The organism is Naasia sp., from assembly GCF_025465545.1.
Lineage (GTDB): Bacteria > Actinomycetota > Actinomycetes > Actinomycetales > Microbacteriaceae > Naasia.
Genome location: NZ_JAODMK010000003.1, coordinates 43,426 through 58,794 on the forward strand (window position 1 = coordinate 43,426; position 15,369 = coordinate 58,794).

General features: G+C 69.7%; 15 protein-coding genes. 1 reads left to right on the top strand and 14 read right to left on the bottom strand.

Annotated elements, in window-relative coordinates:
• Positions 1-69 precede the first annotated feature (69 nt).
• A complete protein-coding gene (locus tag JWR33_RS00875) occupies positions 70-1,266 on the top strand; it encodes a Na+/H+ antiporter NhaA (protein WP_297408585.1) in 1,197 nt (398 codons plus the stop codon).
• Here JWR33_RS00875 and mfd read toward each other — a convergent pair.
• From mfd to JWR33_RS00945, 14 genes are all read right to left on the bottom strand, one after another.
• On the bottom strand, positions 1,202-4,759 hold the full coding sequence (gene mfd / locus JWR33_RS00880; protein ID WP_297408586.1) for a transcription-repair coupling factor: 3,558 nt from the start codon (positions 4,757-4,759) through the stop codon (positions 1,202-1,204). The genes JWR33_RS00875 and mfd overlap by 65 nt on opposite strands.
• Positions 4,760-4,877: 118 nt before the next feature.
• The gene (gene pth / locus JWR33_RS00885; protein ID WP_297408587.1) at positions 4,878-5,456 is read right to left on the bottom strand and encodes an aminoacyl-tRNA hydrolase; all 579 of its coding nucleotides are present in this window, start codon (positions 5,454-5,456) and stop codon (positions 4,878-4,880) included.
• A 20-nt stretch (positions 5,457-5,476) separates the two neighbouring features.
• Positions 5,477-6,055 carry a 50S ribosomal protein L25/general stress protein Ctc gene (locus JWR33_RS00890; protein ID WP_297408588.1) on the bottom strand — a complete coding sequence of 193 codons (579 nt, stop codon included), beginning with the start codon at positions 6,053-6,055 and terminating at the stop codon, positions 5,477-5,479.
• Between the two features lie 243 nt (positions 6,056-6,298).
• A complete protein-coding gene (locus tag JWR33_RS00895) occupies positions 6,299-7,198 on the bottom strand; it encodes an EamA family transporter (protein WP_297408589.1) in 900 nt (299 codons plus the stop codon).
• The gene (locus JWR33_RS00900) at positions 7,195-7,704 is read right to left on the bottom strand and encodes a gluconokinase (RefSeq protein ID WP_297408590.1); all 510 of its coding nucleotides are present in this window, start codon (positions 7,702-7,704) and stop codon (positions 7,195-7,197) included. The genes JWR33_RS00895 and JWR33_RS00900 overlap by 4 nt, the downstream gene beginning before the upstream one ends.
• 96 nt (positions 7,705-7,800) lie before the next feature.
• The gene (locus tag JWR33_RS00905; RefSeq protein ID WP_297408591.1) at positions 7,801-8,145 is read right to left on the bottom strand and encodes a Sec-independent protein translocase TatB; all 345 of its coding nucleotides are present in this window, start codon (positions 8,143-8,145) and stop codon (positions 7,801-7,803) included.
• Positions 8,146-8,148: 3 nt separating this feature from the next.
• Entirely contained in the window at positions 8,149-8,994 is an 846-nt protein-coding gene (gene tatC, locus JWR33_RS00910) for a twin-arginine translocase subunit TatC (protein ID WP_297408592.1), read from the bottom strand.
• A gap of 31 nt (positions 8,995-9,025) precedes the next feature.
• The gene (gene tatA, locus JWR33_RS00915; protein WP_297408593.1) at positions 9,026-9,280 is read right to left on the bottom strand and encodes a twin-arginine translocase TatA/TatE family subunit; all 255 of its coding nucleotides are present in this window, start codon (positions 9,278-9,280) and stop codon (positions 9,026-9,028) included.
• Between the two features lie 63 nt (positions 9,281-9,343).
• Complete coding sequence (locus JWR33_RS00920) at positions 9,344-10,372, bottom strand: ABC transporter permease (RefSeq protein WP_297408594.1); 1,029 nt, start codon at positions 10,370-10,372, stop codon at positions 9,344-9,346.
• 56 nt (positions 10,373-10,428) lie between these two features.
• Positions 10,429-11,448 carry an ABC transporter permease gene (locus JWR33_RS00925; RefSeq protein WP_297408739.1) on the bottom strand — a complete coding sequence of 340 codons (1,020 nt, stop codon included), beginning with the start codon at positions 11,446-11,448 and terminating at the stop codon, positions 10,429-10,431.
• Positions 11,448-13,016, bottom strand: coding sequence for a sugar ABC transporter ATP-binding protein (locus JWR33_RS00930; RefSeq protein ID WP_297408595.1), 1,569 nt, complete (start codon positions 13,014-13,016; stop codon positions 11,448-11,450). The genes JWR33_RS00925 and JWR33_RS00930 overlap by 1 nt, the downstream gene beginning before the upstream one ends.
• 2 nt (positions 13,017-13,018) lie before the next feature.
• Positions 13,019-13,324, bottom strand: a complete 306-nt coding sequence (locus tag JWR33_RS00935) for a putative quinol monooxygenase (protein WP_297408596.1) — start codon at positions 13,322-13,324, stop codon at positions 13,019-13,021.
• Between the two features lies 1 nt (position 13,325).
• Entirely contained in the window at positions 13,326-14,237 is a 912-nt protein-coding gene (locus JWR33_RS00940) for an SMP-30/gluconolactonase/LRE family protein (protein WP_297408597.1), read from the bottom strand.
• A 74-nt stretch (positions 14,238-14,311) separates the two neighbouring features.
• A complete protein-coding gene (locus tag JWR33_RS00945) occupies positions 14,312-15,367 on the bottom strand; it encodes an NAD(P)-dependent alcohol dehydrogenase (RefSeq protein ID WP_297408598.1) in 1,056 nt (351 codons plus the stop codon).
• Between the last annotated feature and the right edge of the window lie 2 nt (positions 15,368-15,369).

A 15,369-nucleotide genomic window follows, 5' to 3' on the forward strand; every position in this document is an offset into this window, starting at 1 on the left:
CTAATGTTATTAGCCAGAAAGGCACAAGTTGTAAGCTCGTTCTCGGTGCGCCGGGAAGTCTGGTCGGCAATGACCTCGTCGACCCCCGGAGGCCCCGTGCACATCTTTCGATCCGAGCGCTACGCCGCGGGCATGCTGCTCGGCGCCGCGGCACTCGCACTCGTCCTCGCCAACCTTCCGCTCGGACCCGCACTGCTCGGACTGCGAGACGCCCCCCTGCCGCTGCCGGGCACCGGGCTGGATCTGACGGTCGGCCATTGGATCAGCGACGGCATCCTCGCGATCTTCTTCTTCCTGATCGCCGTCGAGCTTCGGCACGAGCTGACCCACGGCGAACTCGCGTCTCCCGCCCGGGCGCTCGTTCCGGCTGTGGCCGCACTCGGCGGAGTGGTCGTCCCCGCGGGCGTCTACCTGCTCTGCACGGCGGGCAGCGGCTTCCAGGAGGGGTGGCCGGTACCGACCGCGACCGACATCGCCTTCGCCCTGGGGGTGCTCGCGATCTTCGGTCGCGGCCTGCCGCCCCGGGTGCGCGCGTTCCTGCTTGCGCTCGCCGTGCTGGACGATCTGGTGGCGATCCTGATCATCGCCCTGTTCTTCGCACAGGATCCCGAACTCCTCCTGCTGGGCGGCGCCGCGGTGGCGGTCGCCGCCTTCGCGCTTCTCTCGCGGCTGCTCGGAACTCGGGGCCGCATCCTCGTCGGCGTTGCGCTGGTCGCCGTCGCCCTCATCGCCTGGTACTTCGTCTACCGGTCCGGCGTGCACCCCACGATCGCCGGGGTCGCCCTCGGCCTGGTGATGAGCCCCAAGCCGGCGCGGCGCAGCTACTCCGCGATCGAGCCGTTCTCCAACACGGTCGTGCTTCCGCTCTTCGCGTTCTCGGCCGCACTCGTCGTGATCCCTCAGGTCAGTCCTCTGGAGCTGTCGGCGCCGTTCTGGGGGATCCTCCTCGGCCTCCCGCTCGGCAAGCTCGTCGGCATCACGGTGGCCGGGGGCATCGCCCTGCGACTGGGCCACCGCGGCGGGACCCGGGTGCTGGAGGGGCGCGAGATCCTGCTGGTCGCGGCGCTCGGCGGGATCGGCTTCACGGTGTCGCTGCTGATGAACGAGCTCGCGTTCGCCCGCTCCGCCGAGGTGGCCGACGAGGGCACCCTCGCCGTGCTGCTCGGGTCGGCGGTGTCGATCGTCGTGTCCGCGGCGCTCGTCAGCGCGGCGTCACTGCGGGCTCGGCGGCGAACAGCGCCTGCAGCAGCTCCCCGACCCACGTGATCAGCTCGGTGTCGCCCGCCATGACTCCATCGACGATCGGCAGCGGGACGAGGATCGCGCTGCCCTGCGCGAGCACGCGGGCCTTCGGATAGAGCCGCTGCAGCCGCACCTGTCGGGAGTCGGGCAGGTTGGCGGGGGCGATGCGGAGGTTCTGCCCGAGGACCACCACCTCGGACAGCCCCGCCTGCTGTGCCCGCCGGCGCAGCCGCGAGATCGCGAGGAGATTGGTCACCTCGGTCGGCGGATCGCCGTAGCGGTCGGTGAGCTCCTCGAGCACGCGGTCGAGCGCATCGTCGGGGGCAGCGGGACCGCTCGCGGCCGAGAGCTTCTGGTAGGCCTCGAGACGGAGCCGCTCGCTGTCCACGTAGCTCTCGGAGATGCGGGCGTCGACCGGGAGCTCCAGTCGCAGCTCGGTCTGCCCCTCCGCGACGTCGCCGCGGAAGGTGCTGACCGCCTCGCCGATCATCCGCAGGTAGAGGTCGAAGCCGACGCCGGCGATATGACCCGACTGCTCCCCGCCGAGCAGGTTCCCGGCCCCGCGGATCTCGAGATCCTTGAGCGCGATCTGCATGCCGGAGCCGAGGTCGTTGTTCGCGGCGATCGTCGAGAGGCGGTCGTGCGCCGTCTCGGACAGCGGCTTGGCGTCGTCCCAGAGGAAGTAGGCGTAGGCGCGCTCCCGGCCGCGGCCCACGCGGCCCCGCAGCTGGTGCAGCTGACTCAGCCCGTACTTGTCCGCCCGGTCGATGATGAGGGTGTTCGCGTTGGGGATGTCGAGTCCGGTCTCGATGATCGTGGTGGAGACGAGGACGTCGAACTTGCGCTCCCAGAAGTCGACGATGACCTGTTCCAGGACCGCCTCCGGCAGCTGGCCGTGGGCGACCGCGATCCGCGCCTCGGGCACGAGCTCCCGCAGCTGGGCCGCGACCCGGTTGATGCTGGAGACCCGGTTGTGCACGTAGAAGATCTGCCCCTCGCGCAGCAGCTCCCGCCGGATGGCCGCACCGACCTGCTTGTCGCTGTACGGGCCCACGAAGGTGAGGATCGGGTGCCGGTCCTCGGGCGGCGTCGCGAGGGTCGACATCTCCCGGATGCCCGTGACCGCCATCTCGAGCGTGCGCGGGATCGGGGTGGCACTCATCGCGAGGATGTCGACGTTGGTCTTCAGCTTCGTGAGCGCGTCCTTGTGCTCGACGCCGAACCGCTGCTCCTCGTCGATGATCACGAGGCCCAGGTCCTTGAAGACGATGCTGTCGGTGAGCAGCCGGTGCGTGCCGATCACGATGTCGACCGACCCGTCGGCGAGCCCGGCGATCGTGTCCTTCGACTCCTTGGCCGACTGGAAGCGGCTGAGCGGGCGCACCTGCAGCGGGAACCCGGCGAAGCGCTCGGTGAACGTCTCGAGGTGCTGCCGGACGAGCAGCGTGGTCGGCACCAGCATCACCACCTGCTTGCCGTCCTGCACCGCCTTGAACGCGGCCCGCACGGCCACCTCGGTCTTGCCGAAGCCGACATCGCCCGCGATCAGGCGATCCATCGGGATCGGCCGCTCCATGTCGGCCTTGACCTCGTCGATGGTGGTGAGCTGATCGGGCGTCTCCGCGAACGGGAACGCCTCCTCGAGCTCGCGCTGCCAGGGCGTGTCCGGCGGGAACGCGTGGCCCTTGGACGCCATCCGCGCCGAATAGAGCTTGACGAGCTCGATCGCGATGTCGCGGACGGCCTTGCGGGCCCGGCCCTTCGCGGCGGCCCACTCGGAGCCGCCCATCTTCGACAGCTGCGGCGCCTCTCCCCCGACGTAGCGGGTGAGGAGGTCGAGCTGGTCGGTGGGCACGTAGAGCTTGTCGCCCGGGTAGCCGCGCTTGGAGGGTGCGTACTCGAGCAGGAGGAACTCGCGACTGGTCTTCACGGCGTTGCGTCCGCCCGTGCTGACCTCTCGGGAGACGAGCTCGACGAAGCGGCCGATGCCGTGCGTCTCGTGCACGACGTAGTCGCCGGCCTTGAGCTGCAGGGGGTCGACGACGTTCTTGCGCCTGCTGGCGAGCTTCTTGATCTGGCGCGAGTCGTAGCCGCTGACGCGGCCGAAGAACTCCCGCTCGCTGATCAGCGCCAGCTTCGCATCGCTCTGCTCGAAGCCGGTGTCGACGGCGGCCTGCAGGAGGTAGGCGACGCCCGGCTCGGGATCCTCGGGGAAGGCGTCGACGATGCGGCCCGCCAGCTCGCGCTCCGCCAGCACGTCCCGGCTGCGCTCGACGAGTCCCGGTCCGGCGGCCGCGACGGCGAGCGACCAGCCGGCCCCGAGCAGGGCGGCCACGTGGTCGAGGGCGGTGCCACCCTGGGAGAGGGGGACGGCCTCGCCGCTCACGCGAACGTACCCGTCCTCCTCCTGGCCGCCGTCGGGCCCGGCCTCGAAGGACGTGAAGGTCCACCACGGCCGGCCGTCGGCGGTGGCGTGAAGCTGGTTGAGGGTGAGGAAGTCTCCCGCGGCGAGGTCGATCGGCGCCTGGGCGCCCGCGGTGGCGGCGCTCCACGCGGCCGTGAGGAACTCCCGATTGGTCTCGGCCAGGTCGACCGCCCTGCTGGCCACGCGCTCCGGCGAGATCACGGCCACCGCGGCATTCTCCGGCAGGAAGGCGGTGACCGGGACGAGGCGTTCCACCAGGGCCGGGCTCAGCGACTCCATCCCCTCCACGGGGATGCCCTCGGCGATCTTGGCCAGCATCCCGGCGAGGCTCGGGAACTCGTGCACCATCTCGGCCGCCCGCTGACGAACCGAGGGGCTGAGGAGCAGCTCCCGGCTGGGCGGCAGCTCGACCGAGCGGACCTCGTCGGGGAGCGAGCGCTGATCCGCCACCGAGAACATCCGCATGCCGTCGACCTCATCGCCGAAGAAGTCCACCCGGACGGGATGCTCGGCGGTGGGCGGGAAGACGTCGAGGATGCCGCCGCGCACGGCGTACTCGCCGCGCCGGGTCACCATGTCCACGCGGGCATAGGCGAGGTGGGGGAGCCGCTGGGCGAGCTCGGTGAGGCCCACCCCGCGGCCGCCGAGGGTGAGGGTGACCGGCTCGAGGTCGGCGAGATCGCTGGCGAGCGGCTGCAGAGCGGCGCGGACGGCACCGACGACGATGAGCGGACGCTCCCCAGTCCAGCCGCGCAGGCGACGGAGGGCGTGGATGCGCTTCCCGACGGTCTCGGCGCTCGGGCTGAGCCGCTCGTGCGGGAGAGTCTCCCAGGCCGGGAACTCGAGGATCTCCGCATCCGGCACCAGCGCAGCGAGGGCGCCGCGCAGGACCTCGGCCTCACGGCCGGTCGGCGTGATGGCGAACAGCGCCGAACCGGAGCCGCCCTCGGCGCGGGCTCCGAGAAGCGCGGCGAGCAGGGCGGGCTGCAGGCCCGCGGTGACGGAGAAGTCGGTGTCCCGGGGAGCCCAGCGGAGGGCGCCGGCGAAGGAGGGCGACCGCGTGAGGGCGCGCGTCATCCCATGCAGACTCACTCGAGCGATTCTACGGGGGCCATCGGACCCGATCTGCGGCGTCCGCCGAGAGCGCACGGCCGCCGACCTGCCCACTTCGGTCCTGTTTCCGGCGTCAGGACCGGCAGAACTGGGCAGGTCAGGGAGAGTGGAACTTCTGCTGAGCCGCAGTCAGGCCCTCCGCCGCGATCTGCTGGACCGCGTCGGCGGCGTCCGACAGCAGGCTCGGCAGCACGTCGCGCTCGGTCGACGCGAAGTCGTGCAGCACGAAGTCCGCGGCGGGCTGGCGTCCTGGAGGGCGCCCGATGCCGACCCGCACCCGGGTGAAGTCGCCCGTGCCGGTCGTCGCGAGGATGTCACGGATGCCGTTGTGGCCGCCGTGGCCGCCGCCGAACTTGAGGCGGACGGTGTCGAACGGGATGTCCAGCTCGTCGTGCACCACGATGAGCCGGTCGGGCTCGAGCGAGTAGTAGTTGAGCAGCTGCGCGACGGGACCGCCCGAGACGTTCATGAACGTGTTCGGCTTGGCGAGCACGAGGCGCGGTCCCGCGGGGAAGCTCCGCCCCTCGGCGACGCTCGCGTTGGTCTTGTGCGACTTGAAGCGCGCATCGATGCGGTCGGCGAGGGTGGCGAGCACCATCTGGCCCACGTTGTGGCGATTGCCGGCGTAGCCGGCCCCGGGGTTGCCGAGGCCGACTACAAGCCAGGGATCGTCCATGACGGAAGGAGCGGAACCCGCTACTCGGCGGCGGGGGCGGCTGCCGCCTCGTCCTCGTCCTCGGCAACGGCGCCGCCGATGGCGATGACCAGGGTGTCCGGGTCGCTGATCAGGATCGCGCCGGCCGGCAGGGTCACGTCGGAGGCCAGGATGCGGGCACCATCGGCGAGACCCTCGATGCTCACCGTGATGCGCTCCGGGATGTGGGTCGCCTCGACGTCGAGCGTGAGGGTGTTGGCGTCCTGCTGTGCGGCCACGGCATCGCCCAGGGTCTCGCCCTCGATGTGCACGGCGATCTCCACCTGCACGCGCTCGCCGCTGCGGACGAGGATGAGGTCGAGGTGCTCGATGATCTGGCGCACCGGATCCTTCTGCACGTCCTTCACGAGCGCCAGCTGGCTCTTGCCCGCGATGTCGAGGTCGAGGACCGCGTTCGACTTGCGGATGATCAGGGACACCTCGTGGCCGGGCAGGGACACGTGCTGCGGCTCGCTGCCGTGGCCGTAGATGACGGCGGGGATCTTGCCTGCGGCGCGCAGCTTGCGGGCCGCGCCCTTGCCGAAGTTGTCGCGGATTTCGGCCTGGATCTTCTCGGCCATGATGCTCTCCTCTGGGCGCGCTGCCCGTGGTGTCGTGGTGGCCGTGTCGGCCGGGTGTGTGTTCAACTCGTGCGCGCGAGCGCGTGAGGAAGAGCCGCAGCCATCCACCGCGTCGATCACGGATGCCGGGCATCCCTCGCCGAAGTTCAGTGCGTGAGTCTACCGCACCCGCTCACCGGCGGCGAGCACGGGCGGCCGCGGCAGGCGCCGGACGCAGGCATCAGCTGTCCTGCGCGGAACCCGCTACGGCAGCGCCTCGGCGGTGCGTTCGAGGTCGCTCTCCGGCAGCCGGCGGGAGGTGGCGAGAGCGGTCCCGGCGGCGGTGCAGACCAGCAGGATGGCGGCGACCTCGAGCGGGGTGAAGCGCTCGCCGAGCACCAGCGCCCCGAACGTGGCCGCGATCACCGGGCCGAAGGCGGTGATGATCGCGTAGAGGCGAGGTGGGATGCGGCGCAGGATGAAGGTGTCGAGACTGTAGGGCAGCGCGGAGGAGAGCACGCCGACGGCGAGCAGCAGGAGCAGCACCTGCGGCGAGAAGTGCGGGCCCGCCGAGGTGGACGCGGCGAGCGGCAGCAGGATCAGCAGGCTCACGGCGCCGCCGATGGTGAGGCCGTCGAGCCCCGGGAGGGTGAGCGCCACCCGCCGGGTCAGCGCGATGTAGCACGCCCAGGCGGCCGCCGCGGTGAGCGCGAGCGCAACCCCGGGCAGGTTCGGGGCGCCGTCGGGACCGGTGAGCAGGAACACCCCGATCGCGGCCACGATGGCGCAGGCCGCGTCGAGCGGGCGCCGGGACATGATGAGCGCGACGGCCAGCGGCCCGAGGAATTCGATGGTGGCCGCCACGCCGAGGCCGAGCAGATGCACTGATGAGTAGAAGGAGAGGTTCATGACCGCGAGGTCCACTCCGAGCAGCAGCGCAGGCCAGAGGGTGGGCCAGGAGAGCCGGGTGCGCCCGGGCCGGTAGAACGGTGCGACGGTCACGAGCATCACCAGCTGGCGGGCCGCGACCACGATCGGGGCGCCGACCGCAGGGATCACCAGGCCGGCGAGGGACGACCCGAGATTGATGCTCACCTCGGTGCCGACCTGCACGGCGGCGCCGACGGTGGCGCGGCTCGTCCCCTCGGCTGGGGGAGCGGTCACTCCTGGGGCAGCGCCGCGAGCGCCTGATCCGCGGCCTGCTCCGGGGTCAGCGCGATGTCGACCAGGATGCCGTGCTCGTCGGGCTGAAGCGCCTCGAGGGTCGCCAGCTGCGAGTCGAGGAGCGCCGGGGGCATGAAGTGCCCCTCCCGCGCCCCGAGCCGATGCTCGAGCAGCTCCCGCGTGCCGTGCAGGTGCACGAAGGTCACCGGTCCGGCTGCGGCCTCGCGCAGCAGATCCCGGTACGCACGGCGCAGCGCCGAGCACGCCACGACCGCGGAGTGTCCCGACCCGGTCGCCGCCGCGAGCACGGCGCCGACCTCGCGCAGCCACGGCCAGCGGTCCTCGTCGGTGAGCGGGATCCCGGCGGCCATCTTGGCCTTCGCGGCCGGGGAGTGCAGGTCGTCCGCGTCGACGAACGCGACGCCGAGGCGCACGGCGAGCAGCTCCCCCACGGTGGACTTGCCGGAGCCGGAGACGCCCATCACGATGATCGCCAGAGGTTGCACGGCGATCACACTACGCGGGAGCCAGAACGGCGGAGGACGGGACCTTGCCTGCGCCGTTTCCCTGCCGGGCCGGCCGGGAGTTCTCACGCGCGCGCATCACCGGACACCCCTCGGCTGCGAGGATGCGTCATCCCGCGCCACATCCGCGCTTCCGCTCGTCGGCGTCCTCTCGACGCCGGCGATTGGGTCGGCATCGCGGAGCGCCTCGGCCATGATCCGCCGAGGGTCGAACTGGCGGGGGTCCAGCTTCTTCCACTCGACCTGGTCGAATTCCGGACCCACTTCCTCGCGGATCCGCTCCTTGGCGCCGTTCGTCACCGCCTTCACGCTGCGCACGACGCCGGCGAGCCATTCGGCCGCCAACGGCAAGCGGGTGGGACCAAGGAGGAATGCCGCGATGATCGAAATGATGAAGACCTTCTCGAACGTGAGTCCGAACATTCGTCACCTTCTCTCTGAGCTTCCGGGGCCGGGACGCGGGGAATCGGTCTCCCGGGTCGCCGGCGACTCGCCGACCCCGGCGAGAGCGAGGTGCCGATCGGAGGATGCCGGCTCGTCGAGGAGCCGGGAGAGCCGGCGAGCGTGACGCCGGTCGTGCTCCCACGCCACTGCTGCCGCGCCCAGGTAGAGCATGGCCATGGGCACCGCCAGCAGAAACATGGATACCAGGTCCGCTGCCGGTGTCGCCATGGCGGTGAAGAGGGTGATCCCCAGGATCGCCGCGCGCCAGCCTCGAAGGATCGCGCCCGCGCTCAGCACGCCGACGAAATTCAGCAGCACGATGAACACCGGCATGACGAACGCGACCCCGACCACCAGGACGAGCTTGAGGACAAACTCGAGGTAGTTGCGCGCGGAGAGGAACACCGTCTCCTGGCCGGAGGCGAACCCGACCATCAGCTGCACGACGTGCGGCCAGATGATCCACCCGGTCAGGCAACCGGCGAAGAACAGCGGGATAGCGGTGAGGCCGAAGCCGACACTGTACCGCCGCTCCACCCGAGTCAATCCGGGAACGATGAAGCGCCACAGCTGAAACAACCAGACCGGCGCGGAGATGACCACGCCTGCCGCCATCGCGATCTGCAGCTTCAGGTCGAACGCCTCGGTGATGCCGGTGTAGTTGATGCTGGCCGCGCGATGATGTCCCGCTATCTCCTCGATCGGCGACCGCAGGCCCGCCCAGATGGCGTCGGAGAGCACGTAACCGGCGACGACGCCCACCAGCATCGCCACCGCCGACATCACCAGCCGCCGCCGAAGCTCGACGAGGTGCGCCGCGAGCGTCATCCGCTCATCCTGCGGGCGCGAGCGCACAGGGCTACTTCGCTGGCGGAGTGTCACTGGTGGAAGCGGCGCTCCGGGGAGCGAGCGCCGGCTCGGGGGCCTCGAGCGATGTGGGGGCCCCTGTCGGTGCGGGGGCCGGCTCCTCCTTGATCTCGCTCTTGAGGATCTTCATCGACTGGCCGATGCTCTTCGCAAGCGCCGGAAGCTTCGGCGCACCGAAGAGCAGCAGGATGATTGCGAGGATGACGATCAGGTGAGGCCACCCGAGAGCGTTGCCGAAGATTCCCATGGGATTCCCTTTCGTATGGATCGGGCGGAGAGCCGGCGGCCCTCGTCGCCCGGGGTGTCGGGTCTAGGCGAGCGTGGCGGTCGAGCGGACTCGGGCTCGGCTCAGTGACCGTTGGTACGCGAGCGTTCCCAGCCGGTCGACGATGACTGCGAGGAGCAGGATCGCGCCGAGGAACACCTGCTGCCAGGTGGCGCTCACCCCGGCGATGTTGATCACGTTGTAGGTCACCGTCAGCAAGAGCGCTCCGGCGATGGCGCCGCTGACCCGTCCGCGTCCTCCGCTCAAGAGGGCACCGCCGATCACGGCCGCCGCGATCGCCTGAATCTCATAGCCGATCCCCATCGTCGCGGAGACCGTCGTGGTGCGCCCTGCGAGCAGGACCCCGGTGAGCCCGGCGAGCAGGCCGCTGATGACGTATGCGGTGATCTTGACCCGGCTCACGCTGATCCCGGACAGCCGGGCGGCGTCCCTGTTGCTGCCCACGGCGTAGGTATGCCGGCCGAGCCGGGTGGCCCGGAGCACGGCGGCGATCACCAGCGCGACCGCGGCAGCGATGAGAACGGGGGCACCGATGAAGCCGAAGAGACGATCCCGTCCAGCGAGGACGTAGTAGTCCTCCAGCATGTAGCCGATGAAGGGGAACCCCTTGGTCCAGAGGAACATGATGCCCTGTCCGATGCCCAGGGTCGCGAGCGTCGCCACGAAGTCCGGCAGCCCGAGCTTGGTGATGAGGAGGCCGTTGACGGCTCCGAACACCGCGCCGGCGAGGAGGGCCAGGAGCAGCGCGACGATGAACGGGCGGCCCTGGTTGATGGTGTCCGCCATCACCGCGGCGCTGATCGCGAGGATGGAACCGACCGAGAGGTCGATTCCTCCGCTGATCAGCACCACCGTCATCCCGATCGCGAGCAGGAGGACGTACACCATCTGGTTGATGATGTTGCCCCAGTTGTCGGGCGTGAGGAAGCTGGGCTGGGTCAGCGGCATCACCACGCAGATGGCGATCAGCAGCACCACCGCGCCGCCGCTCGGCTTGGCGATCAGGGCGCTCAGCCGATCCGGCAGGCTGACCTGCCGCGCGGATTGATTCATCGACTCGTCTCCACTCGTCGGGTGCGTGATAGGGGTGCCAGGGCGCGCATCGAGCGTCACACCCTCGTCATCTCGGATACGGAAGCGGGGGGCATCGGGGCCGCGGGCGTCTCCCGGGATGTGGCACGCGACGCCGCGACCCGCTGCATGATCCGATCGAAGGCGATGGCGGCGATGATGCTCAGGCCGGTGACGATCGTGAACCAAAGGGGATCCACGCCGAGAAGCTGCAGCCCGCGGCTCAGCGAGACCAGGAAGAGCGCCCCGACGACGGTTCGCCACACGCTGCCGCGGCCGCCGGTCAGGCTGACCCCGCCGAGCACCGCCGCGGCGATCGCGGTCAGCTCATAACCGGAGCCGAGCCCGTCCTGCACCGAGTTCAGTCGGGAGGCCTGGATGACTCCGGCAAGACCGGCGACCGCGCCGGAGATCACGTAGACCTCGAAGCGCACCCGTCGCACGGGCACACCGGCGAGCTCAGCCGCCCTCGGGTTCATGCCGCCGGCATACACCCGACGGCCGAAGGGCGTCTTGATGAGGATGACCTCGAGGAGGGCGAGCAGCACCACGGCGATGATCACCGGTGTGGGCACGGCGAAGATCGCCCCGCGGGCGATCTCGGAGAACTCTTCGGAGGCGGCTCCCGCGAGTGTGACGGAGGACGCCAGAACCGCCAGGAGTCCGAACGACATACTCATCGTCGCGAGGGTCACGATGAAGTCGTTGACGCCGAGTCCGCTGATGACGAGCCCATTGACCACGCCGACGACCGCACCGACCGTAATCCCCAGCAGGACCACGACGCCGACCGGAAGGCCCTGCAGCAGGCCCCAGTACGCAACGCCAGCGCTCAGCCCGAGCACCCCGCCGACGGAGAGATCGATTCCCCCCGCGAGCAGGACATAGGTCAGTCCCGCCGCGATCAGGGCGATCGGCGTGGCCTCCACGAGGAGATTCCGGATGTTCTCGCCGGAGAGAAAGAACGGCGACGCGATGGCGAAATAGGCCACCATGATGACGAACGCGATGGTGACGGTCACTCCGTCCACCGAGAGCGAGCGCAGGATGCGGGCCATCACGCGACCGATTCCCGAACAGCGAGTGCCATGATCTCCTCCGTCTTCCGGGTGTCCTCGTCAGACCCCGAGTTGTCGTGCACGTCCACTTCGCCGGCGATCTGGCCTTCGCGCATCACGACCACCCGGTCGGCGACCCGAAGCAGTTCGGGTAGCTCGGACGAGATGACGATGACGGCTCCGCCGTTGTCCACGAAGTCGTAGATGAGGCGGTAGACCTCGACCTTGGCGCCGACGTCGATCCCCTGGGTGGGCTCATCGATGATCAGAATCGAGGGCTCCGTGAACAGGCAGCGGGCGATGATCACCTTCTGCTGGTTCCCTCCGCTCAGATTGCGGATCTTCTGTTGAACGGAGGGGGTCTTGATGCCGAGCTCCCGGACGTAGCCGGCCGCCACGGCGGACTCCTTGCCGCCGTCGAGGAGAACGCCCCCCAGGGCGACGCCGCCCAGCCGAGAGACGCTGATGTTCTTCGACACGCCGAAGTCGCCCAAGATGCCGAGCGTCTTGCGCTCCTCGGGCACGAGCGCGATCCCGGCCTTGAAGGCCTGCCGGGGACTGCGGATCTTCGCCGGCATCCCATTGATCCAGATGGTGCCCTTCTCCCGGCGATCGGCGCCGAATATCAGGCGCGCCAGTTCGGTCCGTCCGGCGCCCGCGATGCCCGCGACGCCCAGGATCTCTCCCCGCTTGAGGGTGAGGCTCACGTTCTGCACGGGAAGGCGGGAGACCCCCTCCAGCCGCAGCACCTCGTCCTGCGGTCCGGACCACCGGGTCCGCCCCACCTCTTCGGCGACGGCGCCCGGCGAGCTGGCCTTGCCCCCGACCATCAAGCGGACGAGATCCTCGGGAGAGATGGCTGCAGGATCGTCGAGGGTCGCGACGTGACGGCCGTCCCGGAGCACCGTGATGGCATCTGCGAGCCCGTACAGCTCGTCGAGCCGGTGAGTGACCCAGAGGATCGAGAGTCCCCGGCTGCGGAGGGCCCGCATGTGTTCGAACAGCGCCTCCCGCTCGCTGTCCGCGAGGCCCGAGGTCGGCTCGTCCAGGATCACCAGCCGGGCATCGAAGACGAGCGCCTTCAGGATCTCCACGACATGCTGCTTCAGCGCGCCGAGGCTGGCGACGGGGCGCCGCATGTCGTCCTCGTCCAACCCGAACTCCGAGCAGAGCTGGTGCACCTGCTCTTTCATACGTCGGTCGTTGATGAGCCCCCACTTGCCGGTCTCCCTGCCGAGGAAGATGTTCTCCACCACGGTGAGGTCGGGGGCGAGGGACAGCTCCTGATGGATCGTCGTCACTCCGAGGGCCTGGGCGTCCTTCGGCCGGCGGATGTTCACCGGCTCACCGTCGACCCGGATCTCACCGGAGTCGGGGATGGTGATGCCGGACAGAACGCCGATCAGCGTCGACTTCCCTGCTCCGTTCTCCCCCAGCAGTGCGTGGATCTGCCCCCGACGGATCGCCACCGACACGTCGGTCAGGGCGGCCACCCCCGGGTAGCGCTTGACGATCTGCCGAACCTCGAACAGCGGCGCCCCGCCGGCGGCGGCGCTCGTCTCCGCCATGCTCACTCCCCTTCGCCCTCGGACACGTCGCGCGCGACGCTCACCTGCACTGGACCGGTAGCGAGCCGATCCACTTCGCCCAGCCAGACCGCGACATGCGCACTGACGCCGTGCGCGTCGAGCGCGTCCTGGTCCCGCCAGCGAGCGGAGAACCACAATTCGTTCTCGTCCTCGGCGCTCTGGAAAAGCCCGTAGGCGAGGCAGCCGTCCTCGGCCCGGGTTGCGGGAACAATGCGCTGGGCGGCGGCACGCAGCGCCGGCCCGTTCCCGGGCCTGGCTGTCACCTTGGCGAACACGTAGCGTTCCACGTCACACTCCCTGAGATCCCGATGATGAAAAGGCGGCGATGCCCGCCACCGCCGTGCGGCAGGCGTAGACAGAGGTGCTCGCGCACAGGAAGAGCGTGCGGAGGTCCGCGCCGCCCCAGACGAAGTTGCCGACCAGCTCGGGCACCTCGATCACGCCGAGGAGTTCAGCTTCCGGCGTGTAGACGAAGACCCCTCCCGGGCCGGTGCAGTAGAGGTTTCCCAGAGAGTCGACCTTCATCCCGTCCACCGCGCCCGGACCCGTGCCGGTGGGCTCGGCCCACACTGCGCCGCCGCGGGCCGAGACGCCGTCCCAGTCGAAGCAGCGGATGACCCCCCGGTCGCTGTCGTTGACGAACAGGCGGCGCTCGTCCTCGGAGAAGCAGAGGCCGTTGGGGCCCTCGCAGTCGCCGATGAGGAGCTCCGGTTCCTCGCCCGGCACGACGCGATACACCCCGCGCACCTCCAGCTCCGGGTCGCGGAGGAGGCCGACAACGGGGTTGGTTCGGCCATAGACCGGGTCGGTGAAATAGACCGCACCGTCACGGCCGACGATCACGTCGTTGGGGCTGTTCAGCTCCTTGCCCTGGAAGCTCTCGGCGAGAACCGTCACGGAGCCGTCCGGCTCGTGCCGCACCACCCTGCTCGTGGCATGCTCGCAGGAGATGAGCCGTCCGGAGGCGTCGTACGCGTTGCCGTTCGCCTTGCCGGTGTTCTCGCGCCAGACTCGCAACCCGGACTCTTCATCCCAGCGATAGATGATGCTCGCCGGAATGTCGCTGAAGGTGAGGTGACCCTCACTGGGATGCCAGACGGGTCCCTCGGTGAAGAGGAAGCCGTCGGCGATCCTCTCAAGCGGGGACTCCGGCGAGACGAGCTCTGCCAGAGCCGCCCGGCGGACGACGAGATTGACCATGGGCCGTGACTCCTCCTTGAATCACTCAGCGAGAAAGCGGGCTACGCCGAGGAACCACTCAGCGAGAAAGCGGGCTACGCCGAGGCGCGCGCACCTGCCGGGACGATGATCCCCCGGCCCCGCAGGCGGCCGCCGTCGAGGTCGCTCATCGCCGAGTTGATGTCGTCGAGCCCGTACAGGCTCGTGTGCAGGGTGACTTTGCCCTGGGCCATGAGCGCAAGCAGTTCGCCGAGCTCGTTGAAGTTCCCGATGAGGTTGCCGATGAAGCTGATCTCGTTGTTGATGATCCGCTTCGTCTCCTCCTCGAGCACGCCGCCGTAGCCGACGATGAAGTACGAGCCGAAGGAGCGGAGGAGGTCGACCCCCCAGCGCTCGGTGCCTCGCTCGGCGACGAAGTCGATCACCACGTCGGCGCCGTGGCCTCCGGTGAGCGACTTGACCGCCTCAACCTGGCCGCCGTCGGCGAGCACGGTGTGGGTGGCGCCAAGCGACGTGGCGAGCTCCAGCGCGGCCGGGTTGGCGTCGATCACGATGATCTCCGCCGGCGTCATCGCAGCGAGGCACTGGATGCCCACGTGACCGAGGCCTCCCGCCCCGATGACGGCGACGGTGGTGCCCGGCAGCAGAAGCGGGGATGCCCGCTTCACCGCGTGGTACGCCGTGATGCCGCCGCAGGCCATCGGCGCAACGTCGGCCGGGGTGAGATTCGGCGCGAGCTTCAGTGCGGCGCGCGCGCCGGTCTTGATCTTCTCCGCGAACCCGCCGTCGGTGTACAGCCCAGGGAAGGTGGCATTCTCGCAGCGCATGTCCATGCCCGCCCGACAGCCGTGGCACACGCCGCAGCTCACGAACGGGTGCAGGATCACGGCGTCGCCAGGCTGGAGGTGCTTGACGCCCGACCCGACCGCTTCCACCCAGCCCGCGTTCTCGTGCCCGGGGGTGTAGGGCAGGGCGAGTCCGGCGTCCTTGTGCTCCTGCTCGAACTCGCCCTGCTTGATGTGCAGGTCGGTGCGGCACAGGCCCGCCGCACCGATCCGCACGATGACGTCGAACGGGTCAGTGATCTCCGGCTCCGGAACCTCCTCGATCACCAGGTCCTGGTGGTAATCGTGCAGCCTCGCTGCCTTCATCG

What these genes read in the sequence shown, in the direction of transcription:
- JWR33_RS00930 (WP_297408595.1), bottom strand. Translation starts at nt 13,016, where the DNA reads ATGGCGGAGACGAGCGCCGCCGCCGGCGGGGCGCCGCTGTTCGAGGTT.
- JWR33_RS00925 (WP_297408739.1), bottom strand. Translation starts at nt 11,448, where the DNA reads ATGGCCCGCATCCTGCGCTCGCTCTCGGTGGACGGAGTGACCGTCACC.
- JWR33_RS00875 (WP_297408585.1), top strand. Translation starts at nt 70, where the DNA reads ATGACCTCGTCGACCCCCGGAGGCCCCGTGCACATCTTTCGATCCGAG.
- JWR33_RS00920 (WP_297408594.1), bottom strand. Translation starts at nt 10,372, where the DNA reads ATGAATCAATCCGCGCGGCAGGTCAGCCTGCCGGATCGGCTGAGCGCC.
- pth (WP_297408587.1), bottom strand. Translation starts at nt 5,456, where the DNA reads ATGGACGATCCCTGGCTTGTAGTCGGCCTCGGCAACCCCGGGGCCGGC.
- JWR33_RS00905 (WP_297408591.1), bottom strand. Translation starts at nt 8,145, where the DNA reads ATGTTCGGACTCACGTTCGAGAAGGTCTTCATCATTTCGATCATCGCG.
- tatA (WP_297408593.1), bottom strand. Translation starts at nt 9,280, where the DNA reads ATGGGAATCTTCGGCAACGCTCTCGGGTGGCCTCACCTGATCGTCATC.
- JWR33_RS00940 (WP_297408597.1), bottom strand. Translation starts at nt 14,237, where the DNA reads ATGGTCAATCTCGTCGTCCGCCGGGCGGCTCTGGCAGAGCTCGTCTCG.
- tatC (WP_297408592.1), bottom strand. Translation starts at nt 8,994, where the DNA reads ATGACGCTCGCGGCGCACCTCGTCGAGCTTCGGCGGCGGCTGGTGATG.
- JWR33_RS00890 (WP_297408588.1), bottom strand. Translation starts at nt 6,055, where the DNA reads ATGGCCGAGAAGATCCAGGCCGAAATCCGCGACAACTTCGGCAAGGGC.
- JWR33_RS00945 (WP_297408598.1), bottom strand. Translation starts at nt 15,367, where the DNA reads ATGAAGGCAGCGAGGCTGCACGATTACCACCAGGACCTGGTGATCGAG.